Here is a 17,249-nt window from a genome sequence, read left to right on the forward strand (position 1 = left end):
GCAAACCATGAGCGATACCACTCATCTGGACGCCTCCGCGAACGCGGCCGGCACGCCCGACTATGCGCGCTATCGCGTCGTGCCGGCTCGCCATCGCGCGCGCACGGCGGGGACAGTGCTGGCCGTCGTGCTGATCGGCGTCGTGTTGCAATCGGTGCTCGGCAATCCGCGCTGGGAATGGTCGGTATTCGCGCAGTGGTTCTTCGCCGAACCGGTGCTCGAAGGACTTGGCCGCACGCTCGTGCTCACGGCGTTGGGCGCGGCGTTCGGCTTTGCGCTCGCGGTGCCGATCGCGCTCGCGCGGCTCTCCCGCTCGCCGTTGCTAGCGGCGCTCGCGTGGGCGTTCGTCTGGCTGTTCCGCTCGATTCCGCCGATCGTGCTGCTGCTTTTGCTCAACAACCTCGGCTATCTGTACGAGACCGTGTGGATCGGCGTGCCGTTCACGCATCTCACGCTGCTGCAAGCGCCCACGGCGGATCTGATCGGCCCGTTCTTCGCGGCCGTGCTCGGGCTCACGCTCAATCACGCTGCGTTCGCCGCCGAAGCGATTCGCGGCGGCATTCTCTCGGTCGATCAGGGGCAGCGCGAAGCGGCGGCCGCGCTCGGTCTGCCGCATGCGCGCCAGGCATGGCGTATCGTGCTGCCGCAAGCGATGCGCGCCGTGTTGCCGACCGCCTTCAACGACGTGATCGGACTCGCGAAAGGCACCTCGGTTGTCTATATTCTCGCGATGCCGGATCTGTTCTACACGGTACAGATCATCTATCACCGCAATCTTGAAGTGATCCCGCTGCTGATGGTCGCGACGATCTGGTATCTCGTGATACTCACCGTGCTCTCGGCGATTCAGGTGCATATCGAGCGTCACTATGCGCGCGGCGCGACGCGCGAGCAGCCCGCGCGGTCGCGATTCAACCGTTGGCTCGCCGTTGGCGTGGCATCTGTGGCGCGTACCGTTGGTGCAGCGCTTGGCAAGTTCCGTGGCGACACGCAGGAAGCGGCGCATGCGCTTGCGGCAGCGGGCGCGGAGTCCGGCTGGGCTCAGCAACGCGTGGGCGGGCGGGTCGGCATTCATAACGTGTCGCGGAGTTTTGGCGCGCTGAAAGTGCTCGACAACATCTCGCTCACGGTGCCGTCCGGCAGCGTGACGGTGATTCTCGGTCAGTCGGGCTCGGGCAAGTCGACGCTGCTGCGCACGATCAATCACCTCGAAAGCGTGGACGACGGCTTCATCGACATCGATGGCGAACTCGTCGGTTATCGACGCGAAGGCCGCACGCTTTACGAATTGAAGGAAGCGGAAATCCTCAAGCGCCGCGCCGAAGTCGGCATGGTGTTCCAGAGCTTCAATCTGTTTCCGCATCTGAGCGTGCTCGACAACGTGATCGAAGCGCCGCTCGCGGCGGGCGTGCCGCGCGAGATCGCGACTGCACAGGCGCGTGCGCTGCTCACGCGCGTCGGGCTCGCGGACAAGGCCGATGCGTGGCCGCGCCAGCTTTCCGGCGGCCAGCAGCAACGCGTGGCGATTGCGCGCGCGCTCGCGCTCAAGCCGAAGGTGCTGCTGTTCGACGAACCGACGTCCGCGCTCGATCCCGAACTCGTGAACGAAGTGCTCGACGTGATTCGTCAGTTGGCGCGCTCGGGAACGACGCTCGTGATCGTCACGCACGAGATCGGCTTCGCGCGCGAAGTGGCGGACACGGTCGTGTTCATGGATGGCGGTCGCGTGGTGGAATCGGGGCCGCCCGCGCAGGTGCTGAGTAATCCGTCGCATACGCGCACGCGCGAATTTCTCTCGAAGGTGCTGTGATGACGGATGGACGCACGCGCGTCGCGATGCGGCCGGGGCGACGCCGTTTCGTCACGGCATTGGCTGCGCTGGGCGCGTCGCCGTTCGCGGCGGCGGCGTCGTCCGGGGGCGATGCCTCAAGCGCCACGCGCTTCGACTTCAGTCCGCAACAGCGCGGCCGCCCGCGCGCCGCGAAAGACGCGCAGGCCGTCCAGGCGCTCGGCGGATATGCGCTCGCGAAGGCGGGCACGCTGACCGTGGCGGTCGCGCCATTCGCGCCGCCGATCGCCACTTACGCGACCGACGCGCGCACGATCGTGGGCGCGGACCCGGACTACGCGCAATTGCTCGCCGACGCGCTCGGCCTGTCGCTCGCGCTCGTCACGGTGGCGTGGCCGGACTGGCCGCTCGGCCTTGCGTCCGGCAAGTACGACGCGGTGATCTCGAACGTCGGCGTCACGGAAGCGCGCAAGCGCAAGTTCGACTTCACGAGTTACCGCCAGGGACTGCACGCGTTCTACGTGCGCCAGGACAGCGCCATTCGTGCGATCGGCGCGCCGGCCGACATCGCGGGCCTGCGCATCGTCACGGATTCGGGGACGATCCAGGAGCGCATCCTGATCGAATGGAACCGGCAGAACGCGGCGCGCGGCGTCAAGACGGCGTCGCTGCTGTATTTCGACGACCGCGCTTCCGCGCGGCTTGCGTTGCTGTCCGGACGCGCCGACGCGATCTTCGACCCCGATGCGCCGCTTGCTTTCGAAGCGGCCACGCAAGGCGGCATTCGCAAGGTCGGCGAGATCAACGCGGGCTGGCCCGCGCGTGCGGACGTGGGCGTGGCGACGCGCAAGGACAGCGGCCTGGCGCCGGTTCTCACGCTCGCCACCAATGGCGTGATCCGCGCGGGGCAGTACCGCAGCTCGCTTGCGCGCTGGGGGCTGCTGCCCGAGGCGCTGACGCAATCGCAAACCAATCCGCCCGGACTGCGCGATGCCTGAGCGCGCCGTTCGCGGCTTTCATGGAGACGGTATGGCCGCCATTCGCATCGACCATCTGGCTTTTCTCACGCCGGGCAACTATCGCGACGAATCGCCGTTCGAAGGCATCGAGCAATCGCTCGATCTGTTCGCCGTGGGCGAGACGCTCGGTTACGACAGCGCCTGGGTGCGCCAGCGGCATCTCGAACGCGCGGTGTCGTCGGCGGCGACGTTTCTCGCGGCGGCAAGCCAGCGCACCGCGCGCATCGGGCTTGGCGCGGCGGTGATCCAAATGGGCTACGAGAATCCGTTCAGGCTCGCCGAAGATCTCGCGAGCGTCGATGTGCTGTCGCGCGGGCGATTGAATGTGGGCTTGAGCGCCGGTGCGCCTGGACATGGCGCGTTGCTCGGCGAGCGTTTGTTCGATGCCGATCCGCAGCAGATCGACTTCTCGTATGCGCGCATCGCGCGGCTGCGCCAGAACCTCGCGGGCGATTGGCTCGGCGATGCCGACACCTTCGTCGAGTCGGCGGCGGGCCGGTTGCGTCCGCGCGTGACGCCGTATGCGGCCGGGCTCACCGAGCGTCTCTGGTACGGCGGCGGCTCGCTGCGCTCGGTGGAGTGGGCGGCGCGCAACGGCTTCAATCTGCTGATCGGCAACATCACGGCGGGCGAGGGCACCGACCATTTTCGCGAGGCGCAATTGCGGCAGATCGCGGCGTACCGCGGGAACTGGCACGATGCGCGGCCGCCGCGCATCGCGCTGGGGCGCGTGATCGTGCCGCTCGACAGCGCGAGCACCGCGACGCGCGAGTTCTATCGCGCGTATGCAGCGGGCCGTCATGCGCGCACGCTGATGCCGCACGGCGAACGCCGCACGCTGTTCGCGCCCGATCTGGTCGGCAGCGCGGAGGAGATCGTCGCTGCGCTTCAGGCCGATCCCGTGTTAGCCGAGGTGAGCGAGCTGCGCCTCGAATTGCCGTACGACCTGCCATTCGAGCACTATCGGCAAATTCTGGAGGACGTGGCTACGCGCGTTGCGCCACGGCTTGGATGGCGGGCGCGGGATGCACTAGCGGCGGCGAATGTTGCTATGCCGGATGTGGCGCGTGATCGGCGCGAAGTCGCTTGATCGCTCGCTCAATCGCTTAGTCACGGCGGGCATATCGTTCTCGCGAATGGCTGGTTGCGATACCCGTGCGCAAACATCAAAATCATTCATTATCCTGATCAATATAACGAGGAATTCAATTCAGTATGAGCCGTGACCTTCTGATTCTGCTCCAGCCCGGTTTCTCCGATCCGGCTCATCCCGGCGAACGTTTCATCTGCCCGCACGGTGCGCCAATCGAAGGGCTGCTCGCGAGCGATCCCGCGCGCGTGGCGCGACTCGACGTGAAGCGCGTGCCGTTCGCGCGACCGCGTGCCGCCGTCGTTGCGGTGCTCGACGAAGCACATCAAGGTCTGCCCGTGCTGGTGTTCGGCGATGAACAGCCGCCGCCCGCCGACGCCCAGACGCTCGGTGAGCGCCGCTTCGTCAACGACCCGCAGCGCATTCTCGCGTTGCTTGCCGAGCGCCACGGCTTTCCCAAAGTGCATTGAGTCTGCTCACGCATTCGCCCGCAGTCCGTCATCAGGAAATCGCGATGTCCAATTTCGTATCGTCCGGCGAGGCACTCGCTGCCGCGCCGAATGAACCTTCGCCCGCGGCGCTCGACTGGGTGCGTCGCCTCGTTTCAATCGACACCACGAGTCATCTGCCGAATCTCGGCCTGATCGAGATCGTGCGCGACGAACTCGCGCGCCACGGCATCGAAGCGACGCTGGTGCACGACCGGCGTGAGGGTTGGGCCAATCTCTTCGCGACGGTGCCCGCGCATGACGGCGCGCGCGACGGCGGCATCGTGCTCTCGGGACACACCGATGTTGTTCCGGTGGCGGGGCAGCAATGGGACAGCGATCCCTTCGCGCCCGAAGTGCGTGACGGGCGTCTGTTCGGTCGCGGCACCTGCGATATGAAGGGGTTTATCGGCACGGCGCTTGCGTTGCTGCCGCACATTCGCGAGACGCGCCTCGCGCAGCCGTTGCACTTCGCGCTCTCGTACGATGAAGAAATCGGATGCGTGGGCGCGCCGCATCTGATCGCCGATCTCAAGCGGCGCGGCGTGCGGCCCGCCGGTTGCATCGTCGGCGAGCCGACTGGCATGCGCACGGTGATCGCGCACAAGGGCATTCACACGTATCGCTGTTGCGTACGTGGCCACGCGGCGCATTCCTCGCTCACGCCGAAGGGGCTGAACGCGATCGAATATGCGGCGCGCCTGATTTGCCATATCCGCGATATTGCTGATCAGTTTCGCGAACAGGGACCCTTCGACGACCTCTTCGACGTGCCGTTTACGACCGCGCAAACGAGCCTGATCGAAGGCGGCAATGCGATCAACACGGTGCCCGCCGAATGTCGCTTCTCGTTCGAGTTCCGCAATCTGCCGAATGTGGCGCCGGAGACAGTGATCGGGCGCATCGAAGCGTGGGCGCGCGAAACGCTGTTGCCGCGGATGCGCGCCGAGCATCCGGCGGCGGCCATCGAGTTCGAGCGGCTTTCGTCGTCGCCGGGACTCGATGCCGCCGAGGAAGCGGCGATCACGCAACTCGTGCGCGCGTTGACCGGCGAGCGCGAGCGGCGCAAGGTCGCCTACGGCACTGAAGCGGGACTGTTTGCGCAGGCCGGTATCCCGACCGTGGTGTGCGGACCCGGCCATATCGAACAGGCGCATCGTGCCAACGAATACGTGTCGCTCGATCAGCTGGCGAGCGGCGAGCGTTTCCTGCGCCGCGTGATTCGCAGCCTCGAAGCGGACGATGGACTGGCCGCCGAGGCGGAACGCGCGGCGCTAGTCGTTTGAATGCGGGTGTCAGTGTGACGAGCATCCCAACAACATCCGGAGACGACGCCATCATGGGCAATCGCGAACGCATCGAGACATTCGCAGACATCGCTATTTCATCCGCGCTGGATGAGCGTTTCGAGCGCGTGTCGGTGCGCGATCCGCGCGCACGGCCGCTATTCGAAGAACTGGAGTACGAATATCGCAGCCGCTACGAGGATGTGATTTCGACGCAGGAACTGCGCAACGAAATGACGCGCTACGCCGATGATCTGTTTGCACCGCCCAAGGGCGCTTTCGTGCTGCTGCTTCGCGGCGAGACGGCGGTGGCGGGCGGCGCGTTCATGCCGCACGCCGATGCGGGCACGGCCGAGTTCAAACGCATCTGGGCGAGCCGCGCGCTGCGCCGCCAGGGGCTTGCGCGGCGCGTGCTCGGCGAGCTGGAAAACGAAGCCGCACGCCTCGGCTATACGCGCGTGTTTCTCGGCACGGGACCGCGTCAGCCAGAAGCCATTTCGCTCTATACGCATAGCGGTTATACGCTGCTCTCCGCGCACGATTTCGGTGAGGATGCGCCGCCTGGATATCACTTCGAAAAGCTGCTCGCGCGCGGTGCAGGTACGTGAATCATTGCGCCGAATTTACGGAGCGCGAACGCGTGGCGCAAGTGCATCGCTTCGATGGCGGCCCGAAGACGTCAAGCTTGTTTACCTCGTTTTTCGATCACAACGGATCGCGCCGTCCCGTCATGCGTCCGAGAATATCGATGTGCTGGACGAGCTGATGATAGAGCACGGCTAGCACATGGCCTGCTATCAGCAGATAGGACAGGTAGGCCAGCCAGTAATGGATCGTCGCCCCCAGATGCACCAGCAGCTTGTCCTGCGGAATGACGGAGGGAAGCGTGAAGAGCCAGAACCAGTTGACCAGATGACCGCCGCCATACGAAGTGAGATAGCCGCTGACCGGCATGGCGAAGAGGATCAGATACAGCAGCCCGTGACCGAGGCTCGCGAGCCGTTGCTCGAACGCGGGAATACGTTTGGGCAGCGGCGGCGCGGATCCTGACAAACGCGCAACGACGCGAATGAGCGTGAGCAGCAAGATGGTCAGGCCAATCGATTTGTGCAGATTGACCCAGCCGCCATGTGAGGGATCGTGACGGTCCATCGTCGTCATATACCAGGCAATGGGAATGACCACGAACATGCAGAGTGCCGTCAGCCAGTGAAGGACGCGCAGCGCGGTGCTGTAGACGAGGACGGTCGTGGGGCGCGTCGAGGGCGAAGTGCGGGACATGGCGGGAATTTTTCTAATGAGTGTGACGCAAGCCTGCCACAAAACATCGTGCGCGGACGCATCGCGTTCGACGGGGTTTTATTATCCGGCGTTACACGGCACGCGGCTGATAGCCAATCGTCAGGTTGGCGGGTGACGCTTCGATGATGATCGCGAGCGCGCGCGCAGCCCGGCTTCCCCGGCCACTGACGCGCCACCTGCGATGTGACCGTCCGTTCGCGACGATCGTGCGCGATATATGCAAAGACGAATAAGTCACTTCAATTGCAATGTGTCGGATTCCATACTGACTCTCGCGTATGCGCGGCGGGTGGCGAGATGCCGGATTCGCCGCCGCGTATTTGAATAGCAGCTTTTCTTGGTTGGAGGCGATGCAGTTTCCTCGCATAGTGGAATCCAGACGTCTATAGACGGCAGCGGCCGGGATGGCCGGCACGTTGCCGCTGTTCTCATGGAGGCACACATGACGGTGGAATTGCACGAAAAGCCGCTGCACGCGGATCTCGAAGCGGCGCGCGAAGCCGCGCAAACGGCGGGTTTGAGCTACGCGGGCAGCGTGACGCCGCAACAGGCGTGGGCGCTGCATCAAGCGGGTGACGCGGTGCTCGTCGACGTGCGCACGGCGGAAGAGCGCGCATTCGTCGGACAAGTGCCCGACACGCTGCATGTGCCCTGGGCGACGGGCACGAGCCTCACGCGCAATCCGCGCTTCGTGCGCGAGCTTGAGGCGAAAACGGGCAAATCCGCCGCGATCGTGCTGTTGTGCCGCAGCGGCAATCGCTCGGCGCAGGCGGCCGAGGCGGCGGCGAAAGCGGGCTTTGCACAGGTGTTTAATGTAAGCGAGGGCTTCGAGGGCGATCTCGACGAGACGCGCCGCCGAGGTCGGCAAAATGGCTGGCGTTTCCACGGCTTGCCGTGGGTGCAGGACTGACTCGATCCCGTACGCCGCATCCAGAACCACCACAACGAGGGACCCGGCGTGACCGCTTTTCATGTGACTGAAATCGTTGACGCGCTGCAGGCCGTCCGGCAGCAGTGGCGCGAGCGCCAGCGGCGCGCGCTCGAACCGGGCGGGCGCGATCTGCCCGCACGCGAGGCGCTCGCGCAGGTCGTCGAAACGCTCAAGGGCGTGCTGTTCCCGATGCGGCTCGGGCCGCCCGATCTGCGTCAGGAAAGCGAAAACTTCTACGTGGGCCATGCACTCGACGCGGCGCTGCACGGCTTGCTCGCGCAGGCGCGTCTTGAGTTGCGCTACAAGGCGCGGCGCGCCGATGCGGATTCCGGTTCGGACATCGATGCGCGCGCGGCGGCGGCAGTGCAGGCATTCGCGCGTCGGCTGCCGGAGATCCGCGCGCTGCTCGACAGCGACGTGCTCGCGGCCTACACGGGCGATCCGGCGGCGGGCAGCGTGGACGAGGTGCTGCTCTGCTATCCGGGCGTGCTCGCGATCATTCACCACCGCTTCGCGCACGAGTTGTACCGGCTCGGGCTGCCGCTGCTCGCGCGCATCATTTCGGAACTCGCGCACGCGGCGACCGGCATCGATATTCATCCTGGTGCGCAGATCGGCAGCGCGTTCTTCATCGACCACGGCACCGGCGTGGTGATCGGCGAAACGGCCGTGATCGGCGAGCGCGTGCGCGTGTATCAGGCGGTCACGCTCGGCGCGAAGCGCTTTCCGCGCGACGCGGCGGGCAACCTCGAAAAGGGCCTCGCGCGTCATCCGATCGTCGAGGACGACGTCGTGATCTACGCGGGCGCGACCATCCTCGGCCGCGTCACGCTTGGGCGCGGCGCGGTGATCGGCGGCAACGTCTGGCTCACCGAGAGCGTGCCGCCGTTCTCGCACATCACGCAGGCGATCACGCGTCACGAAACGCGCGCATCGGCGGCGCTCAGCGCGGGCGTGCCGTCATGAACGGCATCGTCCACGACTTCGGCGCGACGGTGCGGCGTTTGCGCGAGGCGCATGCGTGGTCGCAGGAGCGCCTCGCCGAACATGCGGGCCTGAACCGCACCTACATCGGCGAAATCGAGCGCGGGACCGCGATTGCGTCGATCGTCACTGTCGAGAAGCTCGCGCTCGCGTTCGGCGTGGGCGTGGCCGAACTGCTGGCCGGTTCGGCGCTGATCGTGTCGGGCGAACGCGCGCGCGCAGCAGGCGGCCTGCGCCCCTGAGCCGCTTCTTTTCTTCCACCTGCTTTTGATGCAACGCGTGCACCGCCGCGTGCGCGCTGCGTGTTGACGCCTATAGCCGGTTGAAGTGCGCACAGTGGCTTTTCATAATCGCCACTCGTCATAAGCAATGTGTTTTTTGTTCTAAGCAACCGGAGCCCCTTGTCCATGTCCACGACTTTGAGCAGTCAGACGGCGCTTGGCGATAATGCCGCGCGTCAGTTGGCGAACGCCACCAAGACCGTCCCGCAGCTTTCCACGATCACGCCGCGCTGGCTGACGCACCTGCTGCAATGGGTGCCGGTCGAAGCGGGTATTTATCGCCTGAATCGCGTCAAGGATCCCGAAGCCGTGCGCGCGGCCTGCACCGCGCGCGAAGACGAAGGCACCTTGCCGCGCACGTTCGTGCCGTACGAAGAGCAGCCGCGCGAATATTTCCTGAACGCGGTAAGCACGGTGCTCGACGTGCATACGCGTATTTCCGATCTCTATAGCAGCCCGCACGATCAGATCAAGGAGCAACTGCGCCTCACGATCGAGACCATCAAGGAGCTGCAGGAGAGCCAGCTGATCAACAATCCCGATTACGGTCTGCTGGCCAACGTCGAGGAAGATCAGCGCATTTTTCCGCTCACGGGCGCGCCCACGCCCGACGATCTCGACGAACTGCTCACCAAAGTGTGGAAGGAGCCTGCGTTCTTTCTCACGCATCCGCTCGCGATCGCCGCGTTCGGACGCGAATGCACGCGCCGTGGCGTGCCGCCGCCGACGGTCAGCCTGTTCGGCTCGCAGTTCCTCACGTGGCGCGGCATTCCGCTGATTCCCTCGGACAAGGTGCCGGTCGCCGACGGCAAGACCAAGATCCTGCTGCTGCGCGTGGGCGACAAGCGTCAGGGCGTGGTCGGTCTCTATCAGCCGGGTGTGGCGGGCGAGCAGGGGCCGGGGCTGTCGGTCCGCTTCATGGGCATCAACAACCAGGCGATCGCTTCGTATCTGATCTCGTTGTACTGCTCGCTCGCGGTGCATTCTCCGGATGCGCTGGCCGTCCTCGATGAAGTGGAGATCGCCAAGTACCATGACTATCCCGACACCTACCGTTAATCCCGCGGCCGTCGAGCATCCGCCGTTGCCGGGCGGCTTGCCGGACCCCGCGACGCTGGCGAGTCTCGCGAACGCGTTCTTCAGCGCGCTGCCGGGCGGTAAGAGCGGTGTGTCAGCGCCCGTTGTCGCGAGTCCCGATGTATCCGCGGGCAGCGGCGCGACGGGCGGCTTGCCGTCGGCGCTGCCGGCTGCGGCGCCGATCCTCGCGTCGGTCAGCAATCCCGCGCCGGCCGGTTCGCCGCTGGCGGGACCGGGCGGCACGGGCACGGGCGTGCCCGGCTTCGCGCCGCCGCAAGGCAAGGCGCCGGGGCTGAATCTCGCGCCGTCCGCGCCCACGCACGTGCTCTCGCTCGGCAATCGCGCACCCGCGCTCGCGCCGCATGCGGCCGCTGCAAACGGGCTGCCGGATTCCGCCGTGTCGATTGCGCCGGCGCTCGAACCGCGTGCGGCCGGAGCGCTGCTCGGCGTGCCGCCGGTGCAGGAGGCGGCGAGCCCGACGCACGCACCGCCCGCTACGCCTGCCGCCACGGGACCGTCGCCGTTCTATTTTCTGCACGGCGCGCAGAACGGCTGGCACGGGCGGGCGCAGGACATCGACGTGCCCGTTCATGGTCACGGCCAAGGACAGGCTTCGCCGCAAGCGTTCGGCCTGCCCGGCGGCGACGTGTTGCGCGATCTCGTCGTGTTCGAACCGCGCAGTGTGGGCGTACCCAGTGTGAGCGGAGTAAGCGGCGAAAGCGCGCGCTATTTCGTCGACGAGCGCGAGGCGGCCGTGCCGCACGGTCTGAAGTCGTCCGCGCATCCGCCGTTCGATGTGAACGCCGTGCGCCGCGATTTCCCGATCTTGCAGGAGCGCGTGAACGGCAAGCCGCTGATCTGGTTCGACAACGCGGCGACGACGCACAAGCCGCAAGCCGTGATCGACCGGCTCGCCTATTTCTACGCGCACGAGAACTCGAACATCCATCGCGCCGCGCATGCCCTCGCGGCACGCGCAACCGATGCCTACGAGCATGCGCGCAAGACCGTGCAGCGCTTCATCAACGCGTCGTCGCCGGATGAGATTGTGTTCGTGCGCGGCACCACCGAGGCGATCAACCTCGTGGCGAAAAGCTGGGGCGCGCAGAACGTGGGCGAGGGCGACGAGATCATCGTCTCGCACCTGGAGCATCACGCGAACATCGTGCCGTGGCAGCAACTGGCCGCGCAGAAGGGCGCGCGTCTGCGCGTGATTCCCGTCGACGATTCCGGCCAGGTGCTGCTCGACGACTACCGCAAGCTGCTCAGCGATCGTACGAAAATCGTGTCGGTCACGCAGGTGTCGAATGCGTTGGGGACGGTGGTGCCGGTGCGCGAGATCGTCGAGCTGGCGCATCGCGCGGGCGCGAAGGCGCTCGTGGACGGCGCCCAGTCGATCTCGCACATGCGCGTGGACGTGCAGGCGCTCGACGCGGACTTCTTCGTGTTCTCGGGCCACAAGATCTACGGCCCGACCGGCATCGGCGTGGTGTACGGCAAGCGCGAGGTGCTCGAAGCGATGCCGCCGTGGCAGGGCGGCGGCAACATGATCGAGGACGTGACCTTCGAGCGCACGGTGTTTCATGGGCCGCCCGCGCGCTTCGAGGCGGGCACCGGCAATATCGCCGATGCGGTGGGGCTGGGCGCGGCGCTCGACTACGTGAGCCGTGTCGGCATCGAGAATATCGCGCGCTACGAGCACGATCTGCTCGGCTACGCGACGAGCGTGCTCGCGCCCGTTGCCGGCGTGCGACTCGTAGGCACCGCGCGCGACAAGGCCAGTGTGCTGTCGTTCGTGCTGAAGGGCTACACGACGGCGGAAGTGGGGCAGGCGCTCAGCGAAGAAGGTATCGCGGTGCGCGCGGGCCATCATTGCGCGCAGCCGATCCTGCGGCGCTTCGGTCTCGAAGCGAGCGTGCGTCCGTCGCTCGCGTTCTACAACACCTGCGATGAAGTTGATGCGCTGGTGGCGGTCGTGAGGCGGCTCGCGTCGCGCGGTTAGAGATCGGGGGGCCGGTGTTGATTCGGCGCCGGCCCGCTGTTTTACCGATCCCGCGAATGGTGACGCCACGCTTGTGGCCGCGTTTTCGCCGATAACGATCAAACCCGCTTCGGGCTCGGCCGGCAATCAATATTTGCAGCGCTGTTAGCTACCAAAGGCATTGTCAGAATATCGGATGAGGTTTCAATTTCGTGCCATCCGTGATCCGGCTATAACGGAATGGACTCAAATCGATAGGAGGAGGATTGCCGAGTACCAGCGCAGCTATCGCACTTCCCGCGCCTGGACCGACGCCAAACCCGTGACCACTGAATCCGGATGCGACGACCAGCCCCGGCACGGAGTCAACCGCCGAAATCACGGGTACTGCATCGGGCATCGAGTCAATCACACCGCCCCACGTCTTTTCAATCGTAAGATGCGACAGCGTGGGATAGGCCCTTTTCACTTCATCGAGCGCGCTGTGAAGTAATGCGAGATCCGGAGCGGGATCCAGCACGCGCCGGGATTCAAACGGTGATATGCCCTTTGACATGTATGCGCGCTCCATCTTCCACTGCCTCCAGAGTTCTCCCGAAAGACGCAGCTTGACTGCTTTTCTTCTCAATAGATACGTCGGAAAGAATCTAAAGGCGTTGCGAATCATCGATGGCGTGATGTCGACCGTTCCTTGCCCGCTTTTCGCCACTGTGAGTCCGGAGTCCTCCCTGCTGCGTACCGAGACAGCAGGCATTGCAAGGCAGTTGTCGACGGAAACGGCTGTAGCCAGTGTTTTTGCAACCGATGCGTTCACGTAAGCCTGGGGGAATGCAACGCCCAACTTACGTAGAAAGAGGGCCGTCCATGCACCCGCAGCGACAACGACAGACGTACATCCAATGAAGCCTTTCTCAGTATGAACGCCGCTGATGCGGCCGTTCGTTCTTTCAACGTCGCGTACTGCACATGACTCGACCACGCTTGCGCCGAGTTCTCGCGCGGCCTGAGCCAAAAACGGCGCAACCCGGGAAGGCTCGGCACGACCGTCAGAGTCAGTGCTAAGGCCCGCGATCCATTTAATGGACGAGTTACCCGGCGCGACACGTTGAGCTTCTTCTGCGCTGAGCATTCTGCTGACGATTCCTTTCGGGCGCGCTTCCTTGATCCATTCGACCCATGTAGCGGCTTCGGCCTCGCTATCCGTGAGGAACGTTACGCCACACTGTTTGAATCCAATATCTCTTCGGAGCTTCTCCGAAAGACCGGGCCACATCTGCAAACTCAGACGAGCCAGTTCAAGTTCTTTGGGATCACGACCTTGTTGTCGGCACCAGCCCCAGTTTCTACTGGACTGTTCTGCGCCGATGAATCCTTTTTCCAGCAGCACGACCTTTACACCACGCGATGCGAGCTCCCAGGCTGCACTTGCGCCGACAATGCCAGCGCCAATTATGACGACGTCAGCTTTCACCGGGAGCGGGTCGTCGGCGTGGATTCGCTCGAGCGGTTGTCTGATTGTTGGCGTTGGTTCGGAGATCATGGAAAAAATCCTGGTTTAATAGATGCAGGCCGATGCGATGTATGAACTGCACGCTGCCTTTACTCCATCGCCGGCTTTCGGCAAGCAATGTCAGCACGCGAATTTAGTATCCGCGATCGCGATCGACGAATCCCAGCATGGGAATCTGATTGGCATGGCGAAATATGTTATCGAGAACGACTTCCACGGCACTGTCCGGATGCGTTGCACTGGCGATATGGGGTGTTATACGAACGCGGGGATGGGCCCACAGCGCGCTATCTGATGGAAGCGGTTCGGGATCGGTGACATCCAGGATAGCGTTCTTGAGTTGTCCGCTCGATAATGCTGTTACGAAGTCATCGACTACAAGCTGAGCGCCGCGTCCAACGTGCACAAGCGAGGCCCCGTTTGGCAGTTGCTGGAAAAGCTGGTGATTCAGAAAGCCGCGAGTTTGATCTGTTAGCGGCAGCAGGCAGACAAGTATTTCCGTGCGAGCAAGGAAGTCGGCAAGCGACTCGTTGCCTGCAAAACAAGTCACGCCTTCGAGACTGCGGGCCGTGCGACTCCATCCCGCACAATCAAATTCGAACAGCCGCAACCGCTCCAAAACGGCGATTCCGAGCATTCCGAGTCCAAGCACGCCAATCCGTCGCTTCGCAGTCGGGTACAAAGGCAATGGTCGCCACTCACGATTTCTCTGATGCTCTGCGTAATCAAACAGATTGCGATGAATAGCAAGCGCCGCTTCCGTGACGTACTCAATCATTCCCTGAACGATTCCCGGTTCGATCATCCGAACGAGCGGAATATGCGCTGGCAATAGCCGGAGATCAAACTGGTCGACACCGGCGCCGATGGAGAAAACCACCTTGAGTTGCGGTAGTCTCGACACGAGATCGTCTGGCTGGTACGCGATGAGGTACTGAATGCTTGAAGGATCGCCTATATCTGGCCACAAGCGAAAAGGCAAATGGGGAGCGCGCTCGGCAAAGAGCTGAGCCCATCGGGCGCCGCGGACAGGATCTGCTTTGTAGAGGACAGCCATTGAAGAACTTATCTTTGCTTCACTCAGGATTGGGCCTCGTAGCGCACAGAAGTGTTTTCAGCTTCGTCGATGCTTTGAAAGCCCATGTGCGAAGTCAGATGTACACGGTCGGCCGAACATCAGGCCGAAAAATTTGCGCGCTCCCGAGGTCTCGCACTCAGTCTTTGGTTACCCAGATTTTGCGGGTCGTCTCGATGACTCGCCATGTCCCCTCGAAGCCAGGCTTCATCACAAAGGTATCGCCCGCTTTCACAACTACGGGCGCCTGCCCGTCTTCGGTGATTTCCGAAACACCGGAAAGGATGACGCAGAGTTCCCACGTCGGCCCTTTGATAGAGCGATAGGCTCCCGGCGTGACTTCCCAGACGCCCGTGCGGACGTCGCCAGTATTCGTCTGGTCGATATCCCAGGTGGTGAATACTTGGGAGCCTTCGATTGCGCGTTCCGGAAGCGGAGCGCCGATGCGGGGAGTGCCGAGGTTTTCGAAGTCGAAGTGGAGGAGTGACGACATATATGTAGATCGGAAGGTGAACGATTGCAGGATTGCAATGCGGGAAGTTTACGGGCGTCAATTTTTCGGACGACTGCGAAAAAGGAGGTGCGATAGCTCGAAAACTGCGTTTTCGGAAATGTCGCGCAGCATTTCTGCTTGATATTGAAACTCCAGTGGGCGTTTCGCTCTCTCCGCTGCTGCTGTTCGGCATAGGGGTTGAACAGGGCAGAAAATATCGCGAGCTGATGTATGTGGCCCTTTTTAGGATTGCCGCAACGGAATGGGTCCAGAATTTTTTGTCTTTAGGTAATCGTTGAAAAGCATCAATTTTTACAACAAGTTCGCAGTAAAACTGCGCAGTGAGCTTATTCAACGTTTTTTTTCGAAGATATTGCGTGAATAAAATTTTCACCTCGAAACGAAAAGAGGTGAACCGTGGTTGCAAATCTTGCGTACGCAGCGCTCGACTGCACTGAAGTGCATCAGCTTTTTGCGTGCCCGAGCCTTGGAATTCAGTTGCTTCCTCCAGAAGCAGATGCCACGCACAGCGTGCATATGGATGACGCTGATCTGGTTCGGGACCCTGCTACTGGCGCATGTCTCGCGCGGGTCAAGGTCCGCGGGCAAGACGCGATGCGTGCCGCTATCGATGACGCGGAGCGTGCGTTTCCCGAGTGGCGTGACAGGCTCGCGGAGGAGCGTCGCAGGTTGTTGCGCGCATGGGCGGAAGCCATTCGTCGCGAGAGTCGGATACTGGCCCGGATCCTCAGCGCGGAGCAGGGAAAGCCATTAGCCGAGGCGGAAGGCGAAATTGCCTACGGCGTCTCGTTTATCGATTGGTTCGCCGATGAGGCGATACGGGTCTGCGGTCAATCGATGACCGCCCATAAGCCGTCGAGTCTTGGTTGGGTTTCGAAGCAGCCCGTCGGCATCACGGTTGCGATCACACCGTGGAATTTCCCGATGGCGATGATTGCGCGCAAGGCGGCAGCGGCATTGGCGGCCGGGTGCCCGGTCATCGTCAAGCCGGCACCGGAAACGCCGCTGTCTGCATTTGCGCTCTACGCGCTGGCCAAAGACTCCGGCATTCCAGAGCGTGTTTTTCAAGTTATCCACGGCGACGGTGAGCAATTCGCCGACGTCATCTCGGCGGACTGCCGCGTGCGCGCAGTGAGCTTCACCGGTTCAACTGCGATCGGAAAAAAGCTTTATGCGCAGTCCGGCGCAACAGTCAAAAAGATTTCGATGGAATTGGGCGGACATGCGCCGGCCATCGTTTTCGATGACGTCGATCTCGATGCCGCCGTCGATAACTGCATGTCAGCCAAATTTGCAACGTCGGGTCAGGACTGTCTCGCGGCAAATCGTATCTACGTACAACGCAACATCTACGATGCATTCTGCGACCGGTTCGCGAAGCGGGTCAGTGCATTAAAGGTAGGTGCGGGTTTATCTCCCGACACCGATATCGGCCCCATGACCAAACAGGCTGTCGCGGATAAGTGCCGGTCGCATATCGATGACGCCGTTCATCAAGGGGCGCGTGTTTTGGCAGGAGGCAGTTCGGGTGTTGACGGCAAGTTTGTCACACCCACTGCCTTGTGTGATGTCACCGACGAAATGCTGATTGCGCGCGAAGAGACGTTTGGACCCGTTGCGGCCATCCTGCCGTTCGACGACGAGGCGGAAGTTATCCGGCGCGCGAATGCGTCAGAAATGGGCCTCGCCGCCTATGTCTTTACTTCCGACCTGAACCGCGCGCTTCGTTGTTCGTCAGCGCTGGAGTACGGAATGGTGGCGGTGAATACGGCCTCGTTCACCGGGCCGCCCGTCCCCTTCGGTGGATGGAAAGAATCGGGCCTTGGCCGTGAAGGCTCGACGTTTGGGATCGATGAATTCCTCGAGCAGAAATACGTTTGCTTTGGTGATCTCGCGCGTGCCTGAAGTGCCGGCTGCGGACA

Annotated in this window: 17 protein-coding genes; 13 read left to right on the plus strand and 4 right to left on the minus strand. The window is 63.3% G+C overall.

Annotated elements, in window-relative coordinates; genetic code table 11:
- Positions 1 to 7 precede the first annotated feature (7 nt).
- The 6 genes from BMY06_RS40505 to BMY06_RS25780 all read left to right on the plus strand — a co-directional run bounded on the left by BMY06_RS40505 (position 8) and on the right by BMY06_RS25780 (position 6,280).
- Positions 8 to 1,810, plus strand: coding sequence for an amino acid ABC transporter permease/ATP-binding protein (locus tag BMY06_RS40505; protein WP_074986086.1), 1,803 nt, complete (start codon positions 8 to 10; stop codon positions 1,808 to 1,810).
- Entirely contained in the window at positions 1,810 to 2,787 is a 978-nt protein-coding gene (locus tag BMY06_RS25760; protein ID WP_373681695.1) for an ABC transporter substrate-binding protein, read from the plus strand. Before BMY06_RS40505 ends, BMY06_RS25760 begins: the two co-directional genes overlap by 1 nt.
- Before the next feature lie 31 nt (positions 2,788 to 2,818).
- Positions 2,819 to 3,898: an LLM class flavin-dependent oxidoreductase gene (locus BMY06_RS25765; protein ID WP_074986087.1), complete on the plus strand. Its 1,080-nt coding sequence runs from the start codon at positions 2,819 to 2,821 to the stop codon at positions 3,896 to 3,898.
- 125 nt (positions 3,899 to 4,023) lie between these two features.
- Positions 4,024 to 4,368 (plus strand): DUF3088 domain-containing protein, encoded by a 345-nt coding sequence (locus BMY06_RS25770; protein ID WP_065060485.1) that lies wholly within the window; start codon positions 4,024 to 4,026, stop codon positions 4,366 to 4,368.
- A gap of 44 nt (positions 4,369 to 4,412) precedes the next feature.
- Positions 4,413 to 5,672: an acetylornithine deacetylase gene (argE, locus tag BMY06_RS25775; RefSeq protein WP_074986278.1), complete on the plus strand. Its 1,260-nt coding sequence runs from the start codon at positions 4,413 to 4,415 to the stop codon at positions 5,670 to 5,672.
- Positions 5,673 to 5,725: 53 nt separating this feature from the next.
- Positions 5,726 to 6,280: a GNAT family N-acetyltransferase gene (locus tag BMY06_RS25780; protein WP_074986089.1), complete on the plus strand. Its 555-nt coding sequence runs from the start codon at positions 5,726 to 5,728 to the stop codon at positions 6,278 to 6,280.
- A 97-nt stretch (positions 6,281 to 6,377) separates the two neighbouring features.
- On the opposite strand, the gene BMY06_RS25785 is transcribed toward BMY06_RS25780, so the two are convergent.
- Positions 6,378 to 6,953 carry a cytochrome b gene (locus BMY06_RS25785; protein WP_074986093.1) on the minus strand — a complete coding sequence of 192 codons (576 nt, stop codon included), beginning with the start codon at positions 6,951 to 6,953 and terminating at the stop codon, positions 6,378 to 6,380.
- Positions 6,954 to 7,416: 463 nt separating this feature from the next.
- Between BMY06_RS25785 and BMY06_RS25790 the strand changes: the two genes are divergently transcribed.
- The 5 genes from BMY06_RS25790 to BMY06_RS25810 all read left to right on the plus strand — a co-directional run bounded on the left by BMY06_RS25790 (position 7,417) and on the right by BMY06_RS25810 (position 12,249).
- Positions 7,417 to 7,884, plus strand: coding sequence for a rhodanese-like domain-containing protein (locus tag BMY06_RS25790; protein ID WP_065060488.1), 468 nt, complete (start codon positions 7,417 to 7,419; stop codon positions 7,882 to 7,884).
- Positions 7,885 to 7,932: 48 nt separating this feature from the next.
- On the plus strand, positions 7,933 to 8,871 hold the full coding sequence (gene epsC / locus BMY06_RS25795; RefSeq protein ID WP_065060489.1) for a serine O-acetyltransferase EpsC: 939 nt from the start codon (positions 7,933 to 7,935) through the stop codon (positions 8,869 to 8,871).
- Positions 8,868 to 9,131 carry a helix-turn-helix domain-containing protein gene (locus BMY06_RS25800; RefSeq protein ID WP_074986095.1) on the plus strand — a complete coding sequence of 88 codons (264 nt, stop codon included), beginning with the start codon at positions 8,868 to 8,870 and terminating at the stop codon, positions 9,129 to 9,131. Before epsC ends, BMY06_RS25800 begins: the two co-directional genes overlap by 4 nt.
- 165 nt (positions 9,132 to 9,296) lie before the next feature.
- The gene (locus BMY06_RS25805) at positions 9,297 to 10,229 is read left to right on the plus strand and encodes a family 2A encapsulin nanocompartment shell protein (protein ID WP_065060491.1); all 933 of its coding nucleotides are present in this window, start codon (positions 9,297 to 9,299) and stop codon (positions 10,227 to 10,229) included.
- Positions 10,204 to 12,249, plus strand: coding sequence for a family 2A encapsulin nanocompartment cargo protein cysteine desulfurase (locus tag BMY06_RS25810; RefSeq protein ID WP_074986097.1), 2,046 nt, complete (start codon positions 10,204 to 10,206; stop codon positions 12,247 to 12,249). Before BMY06_RS25805 ends, BMY06_RS25810 begins: the two co-directional genes overlap by 26 nt.
- Positions 12,250 to 12,412: 163 nt before the next feature.
- Here BMY06_RS25810 and BMY06_RS25815 read toward each other — a convergent pair whose 3' ends face one another.
- From BMY06_RS25815 to BMY06_RS25825, 3 genes are all read right to left on the minus strand, one after another.
- Entirely contained in the window at positions 12,413 to 13,768 is a 1,356-nt protein-coding gene (locus tag BMY06_RS25815; RefSeq protein ID WP_074986099.1) for an NAD(P)/FAD-dependent oxidoreductase, read from the minus strand.
- Between the two features lie 103 nt (positions 13,769 to 13,871).
- The gene (locus BMY06_RS25820; RefSeq protein WP_074986101.1) at positions 13,872 to 14,795 is read right to left on the minus strand and encodes a 2-hydroxyacid dehydrogenase; all 924 of its coding nucleotides are present in this window, start codon (positions 14,793 to 14,795) and stop codon (positions 13,872 to 13,874) included.
- Positions 14,796 to 14,952: 157 nt separating this feature from the next.
- Positions 14,953 to 15,306: a cupin domain-containing protein gene (locus BMY06_RS25825; RefSeq protein ID WP_074986103.1), complete on the minus strand. Its 354-nt coding sequence runs from the start codon at positions 15,304 to 15,306 to the stop codon at positions 14,953 to 14,955.
- A 32-nt stretch (positions 15,307 to 15,338) separates the two neighbouring features.
- On the opposite strand from BMY06_RS25825, the gene BMY06_RS38945 reads away from it, so the two are divergent.
- On the plus strand, positions 15,339 to 15,605 hold the full coding sequence (locus tag BMY06_RS38945; RefSeq protein ID WP_124263170.1) for a hypothetical protein: 267 nt from the start codon (positions 15,339 to 15,341) through the stop codon (positions 15,603 to 15,605).
- A gap of 118 nt (positions 15,606 to 15,723) precedes the next feature.
- Positions 15,724 to 17,232, plus strand: coding sequence for an NAD-dependent succinate-semialdehyde dehydrogenase (locus tag BMY06_RS25830; protein ID WP_208490372.1), 1,509 nt, complete (start codon positions 15,724 to 15,726; stop codon positions 17,230 to 17,232).
- Positions 17,233 to 17,249: the final 17 nt, after the last annotated feature.

The organism is Paraburkholderia tropica (genome assembly GCF_900109265.1).
GTDB classification, from domain to species: Bacteria; Pseudomonadota; Gammaproteobacteria; order Burkholderiales; family Burkholderiaceae; genus Paraburkholderia; species Paraburkholderia tropica.

Coding starts and splice junctions, on each gene's coding strand:
- BMY06_RS40505 (WP_074986086.1), top strand. CDS start 8: ATGAGCGATACCACTCATCTGGACGCCTCCGCGAACGCGGCCGGCACG.
- BMY06_RS25760 (WP_373681695.1), top strand. CDS start 1,810: ATGACGGATGGACGCACGCGCGTCGCGATGCGGCCGGGGCGACGCCGT.
- BMY06_RS25765 (WP_074986087.1), top strand. CDS start 2,819: ATGGCCGCCATTCGCATCGACCATCTGGCTTTTCTCACGCCGGGCAAC.
- BMY06_RS25770 (WP_065060485.1), top strand. CDS start 4,024: ATGAGCCGTGACCTTCTGATTCTGCTCCAGCCCGGTTTCTCCGATCCG.
- argE (WP_074986278.1), top strand. CDS start 4,413: ATGTCCAATTTCGTATCGTCCGGCGAGGCACTCGCTGCCGCGCCGAAT.
- BMY06_RS25780 (WP_074986089.1), top strand. CDS start 5,726: ATGGGCAATCGCGAACGCATCGAGACATTCGCAGACATCGCTATTTCA.
- BMY06_RS25785 (WP_074986093.1), bottom strand. CDS start 6,953: ATGTCCCGCACTTCGCCCTCGACGCGCCCCACGACCGTCCTCGTCTAC.
- BMY06_RS25790 (WP_065060488.1), top strand. CDS start 7,417: ATGACGGTGGAATTGCACGAAAAGCCGCTGCACGCGGATCTCGAAGCG.
- BMY06_RS25800 (WP_074986095.1), top strand. CDS start 8,868: ATGAACGGCATCGTCCACGACTTCGGCGCGACGGTGCGGCGTTTGCGC.
- BMY06_RS25805 (WP_065060491.1), top strand. CDS start 9,297: ATGTCCACGACTTTGAGCAGTCAGACGGCGCTTGGCGATAATGCCGCG.
- BMY06_RS25810 (WP_074986097.1), top strand. CDS start 10,204: ATGACTATCCCGACACCTACCGTTAATCCCGCGGCCGTCGAGCATCCG.
- BMY06_RS25815 (WP_074986099.1), bottom strand. CDS start 13,768: ATGATCTCCGAACCAACGCCAACAATCAGACAACCGCTCGAGCGAATC.
- BMY06_RS25820 (WP_074986101.1), bottom strand. CDS start 14,795: ATGGCTGTCCTCTACAAAGCAGATCCTGTCCGCGGCGCCCGATGGGCT.
- BMY06_RS25825 (WP_074986103.1), bottom strand. CDS start 15,306: ATGTCGTCACTCCTCCACTTCGACTTCGAAAACCTCGGCACTCCCCGC.